At 41.4% G+C, this 15,615-nt stretch carries 17 protein-coding genes; 7 read left to right on the forward strand and 10 right to left on the reverse strand.

Annotated elements, in window-relative coordinates; translation table 11 throughout:
- Positions 1-250: 250 nt before the first annotated feature.
- The 4 genes from A3K86_RS15310 (at position 251) to A3K86_RS15325 (ending at position 2,251) form a co-directional block, all read left to right on the forward strand.
- Positions 251-730 carry a hypothetical protein gene (locus A3K86_RS15310; protein WP_146145601.1) on the forward strand — a complete coding sequence of 160 codons (480 nt, stop codon included), beginning with the start codon at positions 251-253 and terminating at the stop codon, positions 728-730.
- Complete coding sequence (locus tag A3K86_RS15315; RefSeq protein WP_068332937.1) at positions 727-1,329, forward strand: SCO family protein; 603 nt, start codon at positions 727-729, stop codon at positions 1,327-1,329. Before A3K86_RS15310 ends, A3K86_RS15315 begins: the two co-directional genes overlap by 4 nt.
- A 12-nt stretch (positions 1,330-1,341) precedes the next feature.
- On the forward strand, positions 1,342-1,791 hold the full coding sequence (locus tag A3K86_RS15320; protein ID WP_068332940.1) for a copper chaperone PCu(A)C: 450 nt from the start codon (positions 1,342-1,344) through the stop codon (positions 1,789-1,791).
- Between the two features lie 196 nt (positions 1,792-1,987).
- On the forward strand, positions 1,988-2,251 hold the full coding sequence (locus tag A3K86_RS15325) for an Lpp/OprI family alanine-zipper lipoprotein (protein WP_068332943.1): 264 nt from the start codon (positions 1,988-1,990) through the stop codon (positions 2,249-2,251).
- A gap of 78 nt (positions 2,252-2,329) precedes the next feature.
- Here A3K86_RS15325 and A3K86_RS15330 read toward each other — a convergent pair whose 3' ends face one another.
- The 4 genes from A3K86_RS15330 to A3K86_RS15345 form a co-directional block, all read right to left on the reverse strand.
- Entirely contained in the window at positions 2,330-3,241 is a 912-nt protein-coding gene (locus tag A3K86_RS15330) for a L,D-transpeptidase family protein (protein ID WP_068333930.1), read from the reverse strand.
- A gap of 342 nt (positions 3,242-3,583) precedes the next feature.
- A complete protein-coding gene (locus A3K86_RS15335; RefSeq protein ID WP_068332946.1) occupies positions 3,584-4,708 on the reverse strand; it encodes an acyl-CoA desaturase in 1,125 nt (374 codons plus the stop codon).
- 156 nt (positions 4,709-4,864) lie between these two features.
- Positions 4,865-5,365, reverse strand: a complete 501-nt coding sequence (locus A3K86_RS15340; RefSeq protein ID WP_068332950.1) for a hypothetical protein — start codon at positions 5,363-5,365, stop codon at positions 4,865-4,867.
- 181 nt (positions 5,366-5,546) lie between these two features.
- A complete protein-coding gene (locus A3K86_RS15345; protein WP_068332953.1) occupies positions 5,547-6,371 on the reverse strand; it encodes a DUF5718 family protein in 825 nt (274 codons plus the stop codon).
- Between the two features lie 365 nt (positions 6,372-6,736).
- Here A3K86_RS15345 and A3K86_RS15350 point away from each other — a divergent pair, with 365 nt between their 5' ends.
- Entirely contained in the window at positions 6,737-7,735 is a 999-nt protein-coding gene (locus A3K86_RS15350; RefSeq protein WP_162844317.1) for a trypsin-like serine protease, read from the forward strand.
- Positions 7,736-7,942: 207 nt separating this feature from the next.
- Entirely contained in the window at positions 7,943-9,052 is a 1,110-nt protein-coding gene (locus A3K86_RS15355; RefSeq protein WP_084406639.1) for a S1 family peptidase, read from the forward strand.
- An 89-nt stretch (positions 9,053-9,141) separates the two neighbouring features.
- Here A3K86_RS15355 and A3K86_RS15360 read toward each other — a convergent pair whose 3' ends face one another.
- The 6 genes from A3K86_RS15360 to A3K86_RS15385 form a co-directional block, all read right to left on the reverse strand.
- Positions 9,142-10,494: a sigma-54-dependent transcriptional regulator gene (locus A3K86_RS15360; RefSeq protein ID WP_068332959.1), complete on the reverse strand. Its 1,353-nt coding sequence runs from the start codon at positions 10,492-10,494 to the stop codon at positions 9,142-9,144.
- A gap of 338 nt (positions 10,495-10,832) precedes the next feature.
- A complete protein-coding gene (locus tag A3K86_RS15365; protein ID WP_068332962.1) occupies positions 10,833-11,357 on the reverse strand; it encodes a hypothetical protein in 525 nt (174 codons plus the stop codon).
- An 8-nt stretch (positions 11,358-11,365) separates the two neighbouring features.
- Positions 11,366-12,040: a C39 family peptidase gene (locus A3K86_RS15370; RefSeq protein ID WP_068332966.1), complete on the reverse strand. Its 675-nt coding sequence runs from the start codon at positions 12,038-12,040 to the stop codon at positions 11,366-11,368.
- Between the two features lie 88 nt (positions 12,041-12,128).
- Positions 12,129-12,800, reverse strand: coding sequence for a hypothetical protein (locus tag A3K86_RS15375; protein WP_068332968.1), 672 nt, complete (start codon positions 12,798-12,800; stop codon positions 12,129-12,131).
- Between the two features lie 197 nt (positions 12,801-12,997).
- Positions 12,998-13,330 (reverse strand): carbon storage regulator, encoded by a 333-nt coding sequence (locus A3K86_RS15380; protein ID WP_068332971.1) that lies wholly within the window; start codon positions 13,328-13,330, stop codon positions 12,998-13,000.
- Between the two features lie 66 nt (positions 13,331-13,396).
- Positions 13,397-14,140: a hypothetical protein gene (locus A3K86_RS15385; protein WP_068332974.1), complete on the reverse strand. Its 744-nt coding sequence runs from the start codon at positions 14,138-14,140 to the stop codon at positions 13,397-13,399.
- Positions 14,141-14,510: 370 nt separating this feature from the next.
- Between A3K86_RS15385 and A3K86_RS15390 the strand changes: the two genes are divergently transcribed.
- Positions 14,511-15,530 carry a transporter gene (locus tag A3K86_RS15390; protein WP_107270344.1) on the forward strand — a complete coding sequence of 340 codons (1,020 nt, stop codon included), beginning with the start codon at positions 14,511-14,513 and terminating at the stop codon, positions 15,528-15,530.
- Positions 15,531-15,615: the final 85 nt, after the last annotated feature.

Raw genomic sequence — 15,615 nt, forward strand, 5'->3', positions numbered from 1 at the left:
ATGCGCACTGCGTGATTACGCTTCACAGTGTGACTTTACTGAATCAGAGCTCATTAAAATTAACCGAGTAGAGGCATAAAAAAGAGCACCTTAAAGATGCGGCATAGTCATGAATACATTAAAAATTATGCCGCAACCTTAAATCTTCACAGGCTTGGTTTGGCACAAATCACAGAAAACGTTGAACAATCTGCTGAAAGTTAACAGCAATGTTAACATTTACAAACTCGCAACAAGCCTTGTTACCATTATGTTTGTATCTTCAGCATCCCATAAAAAAAGTTTCCTTCAATCGCCATGGTTCGCTTGGCTGAAAATCACGATCTTCTTTTGTATTGGGCTTGTAGCCTATGAGTTCTTTATTAACCCAGCGGTACAGAAAAGCGTCGAATCCGATTGTCAGCTCAGCAGCACTGTATGCCAAATAGATGATGCTAACCTTAGTTTAGAGTACGACATTGTTAACCCTATGGTTAGCAATACATTATCTGTGGATTGGTCTTCAATCCCGCAAGACGTTAAGCAATTAGAACTTAAGCTTGAGGGGCATGAAATGATGATGGGGATCTACAAGCTACAGCTAAAACGTACAACTAACGATACGTTCAGTGGTGAACTTCTGCTACCTTTCTGCACCTCCGAAACCATGACTTGGTACGGCACAATTACACCTTTAGCAGCTCAGACGCAGATCTCGCCATTACATATTTCAGTAAGGATGACGCAATGAAATTTCAATGGATTGTTTTAGCTGTCGCTCTTGGGGCTGGCTTATTAACGCGACACCTCGTTGACGGTGACAACGGTGCTACAACGCAAGCTCAATCAGCCACAGAAGTCAGCGATCTAACCCAACTTAAAAGTGGGTCTGACTCCATTAATTTATTCTCAAATGAGGACGATCGATTACGTATCGTCTACTTTGGCTATACCCACTGCCCTGATGTTTGTCCGACTTCATTAGCGGTATTATCAGCCGGATTACAAACGCTGCCAGAAGAAAGCATGAAACACATATGGCCTGTGTTTATTACCCTAGATCCTGAACGCGATAACGCAGAAAAAAGTGCGGAATATGCCCAATACTTCCACAAAAGCATTATTGGGGTGTCAGGCAGCGACAGCCAAATTAAAGCGCTTGCGGAAAAATACGGCGTGCTTTACATGCGCACAGAATTGAAAGACTCAGCAATGAAGTACGCAGTCGATCACAGCTCTTACTTTTACCTATTACAACCAGATGGCACCTTACTTGAAAAAGTGCCACACACGTTAAGTAGCGCCATTATTGTTGATGCTATTTCACGTCACTTGCCTACAAAAAGCTAATAAGGAAATTAAATGAAATACCATGCTATTGCCCTCGCCTCTTTGCTCTTCACGTCAGCCGCTTCTGCTGATGTCATGGTGCACGATGCCTATGCTAGAGCAACGCCACCCAATGCCGTCAACAGTGCGATTTTCATGCACCTAATGAATAACGAAAACAAAGCTCGTCAAATTATTAATGCGCAGAGCGACATTTCTAAAGTCGTTGAGCTCCATAACCATGTAATGCATGACGGCATGATGCAAATGCGTAAAGTCGATAGCATCGATATTCCTGCAAACGGTATGGTAGATCTCAAACCTGGCGGTATGCATGTCATGTTACTTGGGCTAAATCAGCCTTTAAAGGAAGGCATGGATCTCGAACTCACCTTGACCTACGCCAATGGTGAAACTCAACTTTTATCGGTTCCAGTGAAAAAAGTGATGGCAGGAATGAAAAAATCACATGCTCATCACTAAAAAATAGAAACCAAGCAATACTCGCAAAACCAAGTAAACATCAGGGCTAGAGTCATTATTCTCGGGATTGAGAGCTCTTTTTTTAAGCAAAAAGAGTTTTTAGCAAGCATTTTTAGGAAGTTATGCCATAATCAATTTGCCGACTAAAACATTTTGTTACTCGGTTTGTAGTGGCAAACTAGGAGAATGTAAAAAAATGAATCGTTCATTACCTATCCTTGCTGGTATTATCTTAAGTGCAGCACTTGTTGGTTGTTCTAACTCAGATAAGCCAGATGCAATGCAACAACTAACCAACAAAGTAGACATGCTATCTGACCAAGTTAGTGCTTTACAGAGCCAACAAGATCAAATGGCTGGTGCAGTGAACGATGCGAAAGCATCTTCTGATGCAGCTTACCAAGAAGCAATGCGTGCAAATCAGCGTATTGATAATATGGCTAGCTCTTACACAAAATAGACGTTTTATCTAACTAAAAAAGAGGCACATTTTCATGTGCCTCTTTTTATTTGTTCTACTCTACATTTTGCATTGTGATCAATTCATCACCTTGATCTCAACCGGAATGCCCATTTGTAGGTTTAGCGCAGCATTTAATCGAGAGTATGCGCGATCATCATTGGCTATCGCTAACAGTAGGTCTTCATCAGCTTTTACTGTTTTTTCTTGCCCTAACTGTGCTTCGCTTTTAGATAACGGCTGATGCACTTCAACATAAAGCGAACCATCTGGCTCTTCAGTTTGCTTCAAAGCTTGGTCGATAATACGTACCTTGGTGCCTTTCGCCACTTCTGGGAATAACCATTCGATATCCCAAGGGTTCATACGAATACAACCTGAACTCACTCGCATACCGATACCAAAGTCTTTATTGGTTCCGTGGATCAAATATTGACCGTTCCCATGAGCTAAGCGCATGGCATAATCACCCAACGGATTCTCCGGACCGGCAGGTACAACGGCGGGAAGCTCTATATTGCGCTTTTCCAGATACTCTTTACGAATATTGGCAGTTGGCGTCCAAGTTGGGTGCTCAGTTTTCTGGCTGATCTTGGTTGTCATCAATGGTGTTTCACGCCCGACTCGACCAATACCAATTGGGAAAACATGAACAACATCCTCACCTTCTGGGAAGTAATACAGACGTAATTCCGCAAGGTTAATAACAATCCCATCACGTGGCACTGTCGGTAGAATCAACTGAGTGGGGATCGCCAGTAGCTTTCCGGGTGCAGGTAAAAAAGGGTCGACGCCTTTGTTCGCTTCTAACAACGCAAGAAAGCCGACATTATATTCATTGGCTATATCCGCCAAGCTATCGCCTTTTTCTACTTGGTAATACTCCATTGTACCAATCAAATTACTGCCATCTTCTGGCAACGGGTACTCAATCGCATTCGCGATAGAGGATGCTAAACAAGTAAGTGAGAGTAATAACTTGCGATACACTGCTTCATCTCCAGCCATATTAACAATCAACATTATTAAGTATGGCAAATTCTTTCTTAATCGTTGCGTTATACCAATGCCAGCATTGAGAAAGTCAGTAAATTGTCAAAATTACATGACGAGGCTCACTCACTAGCTATTTTTATGTCTTAGCCATCTTTATATCAGATGGTTGGTCAATTGATAATCAAAGAAACAAAGGAGATATCAATTTCATCAAAAAAAAGAGGAGCCGTAGCTCCCCTTCACTTTGTCACCAAAATAGTCTTACTCACTGCACTCAGTATTAGTCAGCTTTAAATACTGAGTCCGCTATCGTAATTTCACTATTTTCGATTGCCGTTATGCATATTGTGCTGTGACACGTCTCCAAGCACGACGTTGCTCTTCAAGATGGTGCTTCATTTGCTCGTATTGCTGCACAAATTCAAAGTTTTCGTAGTGTTTAACCAGCTTGGCTTTACGTAATTCCATCATGCGCTTTTGAGCTACATAGTAATCTGAGATTTTCACCATCAAGGCGTCATACTCTTCCTCTAACCGCGCCAAGCGAGCTTGGTTATTAGGTGATGTTGCCAACTTCTTTTGCAAACTCTGCAGCACCATAGTTGCACGGGCTTTTTCAATTTTATCAGCTGGGCACACACGTAAATTCTTTGTCCAACCAAACCATGAGCATGACTTGATCAGCCATTTGGTCGGATCAAACTGCCACCAGCGAATACCATTTCGGTAGTCGTTTTCAAAAATATGGTGGTAATTATGGTAACCCTCGCCAAAAGTAAGAAAAGCCAACACGCCATTATCGCGGGCCGTATTCTTATCTGTGTAAGGTTGAGATCCCCAAATATGTGCCAAAGAGTTAATGAAGAAGGTCGTATGATGGCTCAATACCAAACGAACCACACCAACCAAAAGTAATGCTCCCCAAATATCACCGTGGATCACACCAAACAGCAACGGAATACCAAAGTTAGTCGCAATCGCAAGCAAGGTGTAATGTCGGTGCTGCCACATAACAACATTGTCTTTTTGTAAATCGCGGCAATTTGAGTAATCGCTATAGCGGGATGCTTGGTATTCACGCAGCATCCAACCTATATGGCTGTAAAAGAAACCACGTTTCGCTGAGTAAGGATCTTTATCGTTGTTATCAACATGACGATGATGGATGCGGTGATCAGAAGACCAATGAAGAATGCTGTTTTGCAGTGCAAATGCCCCACCAATAGCAAAAATCACACGAAGCACAGCGTTTGCTTCATAGGCTTTGTGTGACCATAAGCGGTGATAACCAGCCGTAATCGACATACCACAGTAACTAAAGGCAACCAACAGCATAATTATTTGTGCCCAATCAAAGCCAACATAATATGCGTACAAAGGTGTAGCGATCGCGGCGATGGCAAATGTCACACTAAAAATCGCGACATTTAGCCAAATCACTGGTGGTTTATTCGTTTCCATTTGCATAACTCTCAACTCAGCGAACAAGTGTACGCTAGAATAATCAGCTCGTTTTGGTTGGTCAACGGCTAATTACGCATTGAGTTAACAATTTTCAACAAAGTGGAAACACAACATCAGCAGTGCATATACCGCGCTTCACAACACAAACCGAAGCTATACACCATCAATATGAATATTTACTTTATCGAAACGAGCTGTCGATTTTTGATAATCTTGATGACTTGGTTGGTAGTAAGAGGCTGGCATCGTGGTTTGTAATCCTTTCTGCTTTAATGCTTGTGCTTCTCCACGAGTTAAGATCACATATTGCAATGCGCAATCGAGCACCGCCTGAATATTCGTTAAAGAAAGTTCTTCATCACGTACTAAAGCTTTTAATTGACCAACAACAACACTCGTCGGCAGTAACCATTCTCGTACCAACTCTTTGCGCTGGCTGACACCTCTTGCCGCTTGTGAGCGTGGTGCAAAGTCAAAAATAGCCTCCCAATCAACCTTGCCTTGTTTAGTCACTAAGTTATGGCGATGACAATAATAAGCTTCAAAAAACTGTGGCAAGTAATGGTAACGCTCTGCATTTACTTCCAAGTAAATATGCTGAAGCTCTAACTCAAGGTCAGAAGAAAGTTGAGAAGGAAGGTGAAAACGATTCATGACTGGCGATTAATTAGTGATATCTAACACTAACTTTACCAATCATCTGATCCTTGTTACTAGCTAATGCTAGTAATCTCATCAAAAACGAGGCATTAAGAGGGGAAATAGAGCGATATATCAACGCCACTCATCTCACTATGAGTGGCGTTGTAATGTTCAGGGGAATACTAATGGCGAACTAGGCGACTGCTTGAACTAGCGCTGAGATCCCGTCTTGTGGGAACTGATTATCCTTAGCCATTTTCACAATTTCATCTTGCTTATATTTAGTGCCATCGTACACCACCACAATACTGGTATCGCCAGATTGCAAGAAGTGTGTTTCGCCATATTCGGTATAACGAGTCGCACCAATGCTGATCAGCGCTTGTTGTGGGTAATTAGCATGAGCCAGCAAAGCTGCAATATCTTCTGTTGGACCAACATCTTGTTGGTTGTTCATACGATCGACAATCCAATCAAGTAAGCGTTGATGAAAGTAGCTGTAACCCAAAACAGGGCTATCTTCACCGTAGGTTGCCATTTCACCCTGACGCTTGTGGAAACTCGCGATACGGTAATTATCAAGCACACCACCTTCCGTTAGGTGATCCAGTGCCATTAGATCTGCCGCAATACCTTTTGTTTCCTGTCCCCAGTTTTTCTTTTCACTGATCTTTTTCGCATTAGGCTTACGAATAGAACAATCGTTATAGGCTGCAAATTTAACCGGCGTTAAGCCCACCACTTTCTGACCGTCGTATTCGATATCGCACAAAAGTGCTACCTCAGGCTCAATCTGCAAATTATCAGCATCATTGGGCGGTACTATCGTGTTTGATGACAAAGGATAAGTCGATAAGAATCCAGCCGCTTGTGCTGGTACATAGAATGGAAAAATCGCTTTAGGTTGAATGGCTTCTTTCACTTCAACCGCGAGAAAATCGTTCGCTTCACCCGCTTGCTCTAAATGACCAGCAAAGTTACCTGCAACACCAAAACCAATTACATCTCTAAAAGCCATAACACAATAATCCTTAATATAAATGTTTAGAGCGCGTTGACCTGAGCTATCTTAATCAGCATCTACGTCAGTTTCTAACACTCCCGCCACTAAACTTGCTCTGGATCAGGTTACTTTTTTGCGAGTGCTCACAAATAACGCATAAAGCAGGCACAATCATGGCATTTTTATCTGAGAACACCCTCACGTTTAACAACAAACCAACAAGGCACTTATTCCACTTTCGGTATAGTGAATTATCTACATTTCGTTAACTTTGGTGGACTATGCAAAAAACATCTTATCTCTTCGCCGGAGTGTGCTTATTAAGTGCATCTCTGACTGTTTCTGCACACGAATCTATGCCAAGCTCCTCGGATTTATCCTTGCCAAAGATAATGAATGGCGAAAAAGCGCTAAAAGATCTTCTCCCATGGCAGGTCATGGTTTATGGAAAAAAAGAAGGGACACTTTGTGGTGGCTCCGTCATTGCTGATAAGTGGATCGTCACAGCCGGGCACTGTGTCACTGATTTTACCGAAGCTGGTAATAAAGCCCCTCTTCTATCCCCCGGTGACTTAGTCTTCGCAGGTACAACTAACCCTCACACCGCATTAGGCTATTTAGACGAGCGAAAAGCGGTCAAAATTAAGCAGTTGATCGTTCATGATAAATACTTTGCTATAAGCTTTGAAAACGATATCGCGCTAATTGAAGTCGACAGCTCTCTCTACGCTAAAGGCAGTAAGCGCATTGTTTTAGCCAATACAAAAGAAATGCAAGCTGATATCGACCGCAGTTTTAAACAGCATTATGTCGCGAACCAAAATTCGAAAGCGACGGTCATTGCATCCGGTTGGGGATTATACGGTAGTAAAACGGGCATGCCGGATGATCTTCAAGTTGTAAAACTTGCAGGTATTCCTGATGATCAATGCAAAGCGAATAAATACCCTGCCGAGCATTTTGTATGTGCAGATTCAAACCGCATCGACGTAAAAAAAGATGTTTGTCGCGGTGATTCTGGTGGTCCGTTGATCTGGCAAGATCCGAGTCATACTGCAGATAGTGATAAAGGGCTACGCTTGATCGGTGCCACCAGCAATGGTCCACTTTGCAGTGAAAAGCACCACGACCGTGCGATAGGTAACGGGTTATATACTCAAATCAGCCACCATTACCAATGGATCAAAGATCAAACCCAATTAGATTTTGAGAAATTGCCACTGCCAGCGTACCAATACGATCCGTTTAAGGTGGTAAAAGACACTCCGTCAGTTAAGCCTGATCCGAAAAAGCCAGATCCAGAAGGAAATGGTGGCTCTATTGCTTTCTTTTCTTCACTGCTATTGGCCATCGCAGCATGGCGTCGTCGTAACTTCTAGCCAAGCAACATCACTAGAGCTGGCTAACCCTAGCTCTAGTGCTTACCTAGCGGTCAAAATTGATACAACTAACCTATCCCATCCCGTCACCTACTCATCATTCTTGATAAAGATCACATCTAGATGAGATAAATTATCAATAGCACAAATCTGCCTGTATAGTGTCTCGCTTATCATAAAAACACCGTGCATTTAGGTGATAACATAATGAAAAAGACTCTATTAGCGACACTTTGCTTATTCAGTTCTGGCTTAATCGCTTCAACAAGCGTCATGGCCGCGCAAGAACCTACAGTTTCACCACGAGTAATGAACGGTGAAACAGCTACAGCAGGACTATTACCTTGGCAGGTAATGGTTTTTGGCAACAGTGGCACCCTCTGTGGTGGTTCAATTATTTCTGACCATTGGATTGTAACGGCTGCACACTGTACCTTCAGAATTGATGAAGACACAGGTAAGAAAATTACCATGCTGCAAGCGGGTGATTACATTTTTGCTGGCACTACCAACCCACATACGAGTGGAGGTTACTTAGATGGTAGCAAAGCGACTAAAATTGCTCAGGTCATTACCCACCAAGGTTATGATCCTACTGTTCGAGCAACTCGCTTTGATAACGATATTGCGCTTATTCGCGTCGATGAATCTTTATTTGCTCGTGGCGGAAAAGCTATTCGCATCGCGACAATCGCTGAACAGCAAGCGGCTGATCGTCAATTTGAAAACTCTTACGTTGAAGGTCAAGACTCTCCAGCAACACTCATTGCTTCGGGCTGGGGTCACTTAGGTACTGAAGATAAAACATCGAATGATCTTCAAGTTGTAAAACTTGCCGGTATTCCAGATAGCAAATGTAAAGTATCGCAAAAATTCAACGGCAATTACTTCGTTTGTGCTGATTCTAACAGAGCATCTGTTGCCAAAGATGTCTGTCGTGGTGACTCAGGTGGTCCATTGGTATGGCAGAACCCAAGCAACGCGAAAGATAACGATAAAGGTCTTCGCTTAGTTGGCGCGACCAGTAATGGTCCATACTGTAGTTTCAAATCACAAGGCTATGCGAGCGGCAATGGTCTTTATACTCAAGTGCCCCACTACCGTGATTGGATTGAAACAAACTCAGGTCTAGCACTAGATACGCAGCCAAAAGCAAGCTATGCAAAAGACCCATTTGAAATCGTGAAAAATACACCACCAGCAAAACCTAAACAACCAAGTTCAAACTCAGACTCTGGTTCAGGTGGCGGCGGTTCAATGCCACTATTTGGTCTCGCGGCTCTAGGCTTAATTGGTCTACTACGTCGTAAAAAATAACCTTATTTATACTCATGTAGGTATATACCCGCATAAAAAAACCAGCCTCATTTGGCTGGTTTTTTATTAGCGACGAAGCCATTCAAACACTATTCGCGCATATAACTGCTATTGTAGTGTCGAACGTCCGGTACAATGTTGTGCTTATTCAATAAGCGGTACATTGTGGCACGAGAAACACCGAGGTCTTTCGCCGCCGATGCCACCTGCCCTCTATGGGTTTCTAGCACAGCGACTAACACATCTTTCTCCGCTTCATCTTTAATGTTACGCAAGCTCTGCTTGAGATTCGCTTTACTTGGTAAATCAAAGTGCTCAGCTCTTACCTCATTACCTTCCGCTAACAAGGCAGCACGTTTAACCTGATTGATCAGTTCGCGCACGTTACCCGGCCAACTATATCGGAGTAATAGCTGTTTCGAATCTTCCGAGAAAGACGATGCCATAGTGCTATATTCTTTCGCAAATTTAGCCAAGAATTTTTCAGCCAACATAAAAATGTCCGATCCACGCTCGCGTAGCGTTGGTACCTTAATGTGGAACACATTTAAGCGGTAAAAAAGCTCTTTGCTAAACTCCCCGTTCAACACTGCGTTTTCAAGATCTGAACTTGAAGAAGCTACTATCCTGACATCACAATGTGAATCGTCTTCTAACGAATCATTCGCTGGAGCTTGAAGATAATTAAGCAGCTCGTCTTGTAACTCTTTTGACAACTCCTCTACATTATCCAGCAAAATTGTTCCGGTTGAGATAGCGTCATCAGTTTCTTCTGCTCTCCCTTCGGAAGCACCATGCAAGAAAGCAACACGCTCATCGTTCTTAGACAACGACCCACAATTGACGGTAATGAAAGCATCGTTTTTACGCTTCGAGAGGTTATGAATTGATTTAGCAATCAATTCTTTACCTGTACCATTTTCACCGGTAAGAAAAACGTTAACCTCAGTGGACGCCACACGGCGTACCATGTCGCGTAACTGCTTGATCGACTTAGACTCACCAAACAGCCCCATATCGTGCTGAGAAGTAATTTCCACCCAAGAACTGGCTTCAATTTCAAGCATCCCTAATTGGTGCCCAACCGTTTCAAGTAAGTGATTAGTAGGGATTGGAACAGAGAAGTAATCAACACAGAAGTTATTGATAAATTGGCAGATGGCATCCGTTTGTAACTGCTCTTTTTTAATCACGGCAATCCATTTGACGTGTTTGGTTTTATTTGCCCTCAAAGCAATGCTATTTAAGCTAAAATCATTATTGCTTAAATCAACGATACAAATACATGGGCTGTACTCTTCCAAGATTGAGTCAGCGGTCCGTAGGTCGTAACAACAATGTGTTTTCCAACCCGATTGTTCTAACAGCGCAATCCAAGGTTCGTAGTTACATCCAATTGCAACTAAACGACCATTTGATTTATTTTGACATTGAGCCACCATCGAAGTCACCTTCTTATCAATGTGCATTTTTTATAATGTATACCTAGAACTTCATTCATTTAGGCATACAAAAAATATAGGCGACATTCGATAATTTTGCAGGGTATCAGATATAAGAATTGTCTTAAAGGGTTCAAAAATTACAATTCCAAATCCTTATATCAGATAAGTTCATTTCTTTTTCAAGAAGTTAGTAATATTTATATCACCAGCAAAACATTAAGATTAAAGTCTCAATATCATAACCAATGACAAAAAAACACAACAAAAAAGGCACAGTATGAACACTGTGCCTTTAAAGTTAACTGAAATGCTATTTATCTTACTTTAGCTATTCATTAATAGCTGTGACTCAAAATTGCGTTCTCAAGTCGATTAATATTGCCTTGCTGTTTTAAGAAACCTTCTACATCGGCTTCTATATTAAGCTCAGTTTGAATTTTGATATTGGCGCCATCAACCGTATTTTGAATAATATTAGCAATACTGCCCTCTTGGAAAGTCAATCCAGGATTTACTGTATTTTCACCCGTACCAGGGGCTTCATTCTGTACTATTTTTATCGGGTCTTCGACTTCCGCGCTCTCTACGGAAGTAAGTACACCATTGTCGATAGTTAAATTAGCAATTTGCGAGGTATAAACTTTACTACCATTTAACGCTGTTGATATCGTCAGACCTATATTAATTATGGTGTCGTTAATTGATATAAACCCGCCTCGTACCGATGACATTTCTTGTTCGCTCATAGCCACAAGGCTGTGCTTCTTATCATCTAACGACAAAAAGCCGATAGATGCACTGGCGACAAAGGTAATGCCTCCAATGGCAGATAATAAGGATAACCGTGATAGTTTTTTCATACTAGCCTCTAATAATCGTTTGCCCCTGGTAAGGTAATACTGAAGGTTGCAAGCGAATCACGCGATATTGCATCCGCTGTTGGCGATGCCGCATACACACTGTAATTTTCTTTTTTTATAAACCCATTTCTTGCGACATCTACATGACTTTTAACTAGCAAGACAAGGCCTTTGTAATACTCTTCAAATTCTTTAATATCCATCACGACTGTCCCACGTGATGGGTCACCCAAAATAACCTGTTTTGAGTTAATGCCTTTAATGACGACAAAATGCATATAGCCATCAAAATTAACAATTGTTATAGCTGGTATTCCGAGTTTTTTGATTTTATCTAATGGTAATTTATAACCATTAGCTTCTAAGCCAATTGATTGAATATATTTCTTCATATCGAGTAAAGAAAAGCCTTGTTTCTCAATCTTTTCTTTATCGCCATGCTCAAACATATAATCAAACACTTCATTTTCAGGGATTTCGATACCGTAATGAAAAGTCATTAATGATGCGACGGCTGCTGCACCACAACTAAAATCATATTGCTGCCTTAATACATCACCAAAAAGTTGTTCTTGATAACTTTTCACTTTAACACTGTACCCTCCTCGGCTAGGAAAATAGTCTAATGCTAAAGCCGAGAAGCAGGTTGTTAAACCAAATAACATCGCTATCGATTTATTCATAACAACGGCTTCCAACTATTATCAATCACAACTTCATCACGATAGTAGACAAGAAAAGATGGGCCTATTACTAGGCCCATTCTTAATCTTATTGCGAGCCAACCAACGCTGCATTGGTACTTGTAGTTTGTTGTACTAAAGAGTTATTACCAACGTTTTGACCAGCGATGCTAATACCCGATGCACCACCAAACGAATCATTCATAGCATTCATTTGCTCAACTTTCACAACTGAATCACTACCTTCGCTGCTGCCACCTCGGCCACGGTAACCGCGATCACCATGATCACTACAACATGCACCACCGTAAGTAACAGATGCCCCCATCACATCACCATTTAGCTTACTTTCCGCTAAGTAATGATCGATATCGATGTCAATATCAACATCTTTAGATGCATCCCACTGGCTGTTGTCATAGTATTTGTGTGCGTTATAGCTGTTATTAGTTTTCTTCACGCTCTCGTCGTTACCAATATCAGACATATAAAGTAAGTCGTTGTCTTGATTACCACTGTAATCAATGTCTTTTGATGCTGAATAATCTTCTGAGTAAGATTTATCTACATCAAGATTACCAGAACCTTCAACACCAATGTATTTAGATTTAGATTTTTCCACGTCGTAGTCTGCATCATGATTAAAAGAATCTTGAATTAGAACATCAACATTATCTGTATTTTGGTTATTTTCGTTTGCAAAGGCAAAAGGTGATGCCATTACAACTGCTACTACTACTGCGATATTAGTTTTACGCATGATATTACTCCAAATATGTTGTGTGCATTGTTGTTATTATTTACACCACATTAATTGCTGATTATCAGCTTTATTATCTTTAAGCCATTTAACAATGACTGAAGTAATGTTGTTAGTCCCTGCGAAAGGCGCCACTCAATAAGTATTGAGCAAACGGGCTGGCATAATTAAACACCAGCACATAGATAAACTAACAGTTACTTCAATGTCAGGTTTACTACGGTTGCATTTTGAATCAATACATTGTTACCCGTATTTTGCACTACACTAAATACCCCTGATGAATCGGCAAATGAGCCTGCATCTATCACATTATCACCCGTGGTATTATGGTAAGCACTATTACCTGCAACATCGCCGTTCATCTCTGAATGAGCCTGCATATTATCAATTTGGATCTCGTAATTGGTGCCACGAGATTGCCCCATCAAATCTTCAGATATCATTTCAGAGCTTGTTAGAATATCCAACTCATCTGCAACTGCCCCTGTGGAAATAAAAACAGCAGCTATCAGCGTTAAATATTTCATAACATCCTCCTGAGAGTTACAAGTGACAACAGGTAACTCTCAGCCTGTTGTGTCCGGCAAGGTCAACTAGTATAAAATGGCGTTAGTACTAGCACTTTGTTGAACCAAAGAGTTGTTACCCGCATTCTGACCCGCCATGTTGATACCTGACGCACCAGCAAATGAATTGTTCATTTCATTCGATTGAGTAACCATTACTTCACTCATGCCTGCACCACCGCCGCTACCGTAGCGACCACGGCTGTCACCGTAACCACTGTCACAACAACCGCCACCGTATTTCACTGAACTTTGCGCAACAGAGCCATCAAGTTCTGCTTTTGATACAAAGTGATTTGTATCCATATCGATATGCCAGTCTTGACTGTAATCATGGGTACTATTATCTTCCCAGTGCTTACTATTATCACTGTTATCAGTGTAACGATGACTACGGTCATTATTTAAGTTATGCATGAGTAATGCGTCATTGTCTTGGTTGTAACTGTCATTCACTGAATATGACTTATCCCAAGATTTGTCCACATCATAATTATAATCAGTGTTAAATGAGTCAGTAACTTTTAAGTCTTTATCGTAAGTAGAAGTGTAAGTAACATGTTTATGTTTATTACCACTATTATCTACGGTAAGAATTTTATTACCTACATCTGTGTTATTCGTTACATCGTCGCCAGCTACTGGGCCACCATCATAACCGCCGCCACCTTGGTAACCATCGTAACCGCCTTGGGTACCGTAATCATCAGCTAGAGCTAATGGCGAACTAACAAGTACTGCTACTAGAAGTGCGAGATTAGTTTTACGCATGGTATTACTCCAAATATGTTGTCTTGTTATTTTTCTATTACTCGCAAAACCGCTGCGAGATACATTAAATTTAGCTAGCACCAAGTTTTAGCTTGTATTAATTTTAATAAGATTGGTTTCAGCCAAATAAACAACAACTTAAGTTAAACATTATTTTTATTTAATTTCACCCGTAGCACTTCAGTTAAATAATATTAATTACAACGCAAATTATTAGTTTTGAGATGGTCTTATAAGCATCTCAGGAATAAGACAAGAATTGCGTTGTCTCAATAGATGTTATTGCCCTTTCTACTACGCTTTTTTTATGGTCAAAGACGTTTAACTCTCCGACCTTTTTGGGATTAATTTGCGTTAAAGTGAGGAAGTTGTGAAAACATTCAAATATAAAAGCTTGGTAGCACTCCTAACGCTCTGTTCTAGTGCTGTTTTTGCCGAGGAATCCTCTGCAGACCAAACCGAAGATTCAAATGAAAAACCTAAAAGAGTACAAACCGTCGCCGATATTTTTGAACAACCAGGTGTGCTAACGCCGCGTGGTTCTTTTGTGTTAGATACTTCATTTTCTTACACACAAAACTCTTCAAACTCAGTATCAGTTGTCGGTTACACCGTGCTCCCTTCTTTAATCGTGGGGTTAATTGAGGCCAGTGATGTTGACCGAACAACACTCACAGTTGGTTTTACTGGGCGCTACGGTATTACCAATCGTTTTGAAGTAGAGGCACGTGTCCCCTTGGTGTACCGTGCTGACTCAATTTCGAAACGAAAAGCACAAACAGGGGCTAATAATAATGAGCTTATTGATATTGATGGCAACGGCTTAGGCGATGTCGAAGCGGCGTTTAAGTACCAGTTTAATATGGAGACGGCACCTTACTGGATTGGTAGTTTGCGGTTTAAAAGTACTACGGGTAAATCCCCATACGATGTAAATATCGACTCGAAAACCAACGAGTTTGAGACCCTGCCAACGGGCTCTGGTTTCCCGAGCATCGAACCGGGGATCACCATGATCTTACCGATCGACCCAGCGGTAATTTACGCCAGCACCAGCTACATCTGGAATATCAAGGATGACGTTGACGTAGAAGGTGTATCACAAACCATCGATCTTGGTGACACTATCTCGTTCAGTGCCGGTATGGGTTTTGCGGTTAACCCTAAGTTTTCATTCAGTATGGGGCTTAGCCACAAAACCATATTGAAGTCGAAAATAAATGGGCAAACGCCAGATAACGCGAAGTTACTACAACTTGATTCACTCTCCTTTGGTGCTAACTACGCTATCAGTCGCGATACCACAATTAATATTGGTGCTACTGCGGGTTTAACCGCCGATGCACCTGACTTCCAGTTATCGGTGCGAGTTCCTATCACCTTAAAATAACCATCAATACTCTCATTGTGCCAGATGCTCATCTGGCGCAATTTTATTCTACCTAGCCTGATTTCCTTGTCTTTTACTTTCAATC

It is taken from the genome of Photobacterium jeanii (genome assembly GCF_001650345.1).
GTDB lineage: Bacteria > Pseudomonadota > Gammaproteobacteria > Enterobacterales > Vibrionaceae > Photobacterium > Photobacterium jeanii.

Excerpts from the sequence above, each read along its gene's own strand:
- A3K86_RS15345 (WP_068332953.1), bottom strand. The coding sequence starts at position 6,371 with ATGGCTTTTAGAGATGTAATTGGTTTTGGTGTTGCAGGTAACTTTGCT.
- A3K86_RS15385 (WP_068332974.1), bottom strand. The coding sequence starts at position 14,140 with ATGCGTAAAACTAATCTCGCACTTCTAGTAGCAGTACTTGTTAGTTCG.
- A3K86_RS15360 (WP_068332959.1), bottom strand. The coding sequence starts at position 10,494 with ATGGTGGCTCAATGTCAAAATAAATCAAATGGTCGTTTAGTTGCAATT.
- A3K86_RS15380 (WP_068332971.1), bottom strand. The coding sequence starts at position 13,330 with ATGAAATATTTAACGCTGATAGCTGCTGTTTTTATTTCCACAGGGGCA.
- A3K86_RS15340 (WP_068332950.1), bottom strand. The coding sequence starts at position 5,365 with ATGAATCGTTTTCACCTTCCTTCTCAACTTTCTTCTGACCTTGAGTTA.
- A3K86_RS15315 (WP_068332937.1), top strand. The coding sequence starts at position 727 with ATGAAATTTCAATGGATTGTTTTAGCTGTCGCTCTTGGGGCTGGCTTA.
- A3K86_RS15310 (WP_146145601.1), top strand. The coding sequence starts at position 251 with ATGTTTGTATCTTCAGCATCCCATAAAAAAAGTTTCCTTCAATCGCCA.
- A3K86_RS15375 (WP_068332968.1), bottom strand. The coding sequence starts at position 12,800 with ATGCGTAAAACTAATATCGCAGTAGTAGTAGCAGTTGTAATGGCATCA.
- A3K86_RS15370 (WP_068332966.1), bottom strand. The coding sequence starts at position 12,040 with ATGAATAAATCGATAGCGATGTTATTTGGTTTAACAACCTGCTTCTCG.
- A3K86_RS15335 (WP_068332946.1), bottom strand. The coding sequence starts at position 4,708 with ATGGAAACGAATAAACCACCAGTGATTTGGCTAAATGTCGCGATTTTT.
- A3K86_RS15365 (WP_068332962.1), bottom strand. The coding sequence starts at position 11,357 with ATGAAAAAACTATCACGGTTATCCTTATTATCTGCCATTGGAGGCATT.
- A3K86_RS15325 (WP_068332943.1), top strand. The coding sequence starts at position 1,988 with ATGAATCGTTCATTACCTATCCTTGCTGGTATTATCTTAAGTGCAGCA.
- A3K86_RS15320 (WP_068332940.1), top strand. The coding sequence starts at position 1,342 with ATGAAATACCATGCTATTGCCCTCGCCTCTTTGCTCTTCACGTCAGCC.
- A3K86_RS15355 (WP_084406639.1), top strand. The coding sequence starts at position 7,943 with ATGAAAAAGACTCTATTAGCGACACTTTGCTTATTCAGTTCTGGCTTA.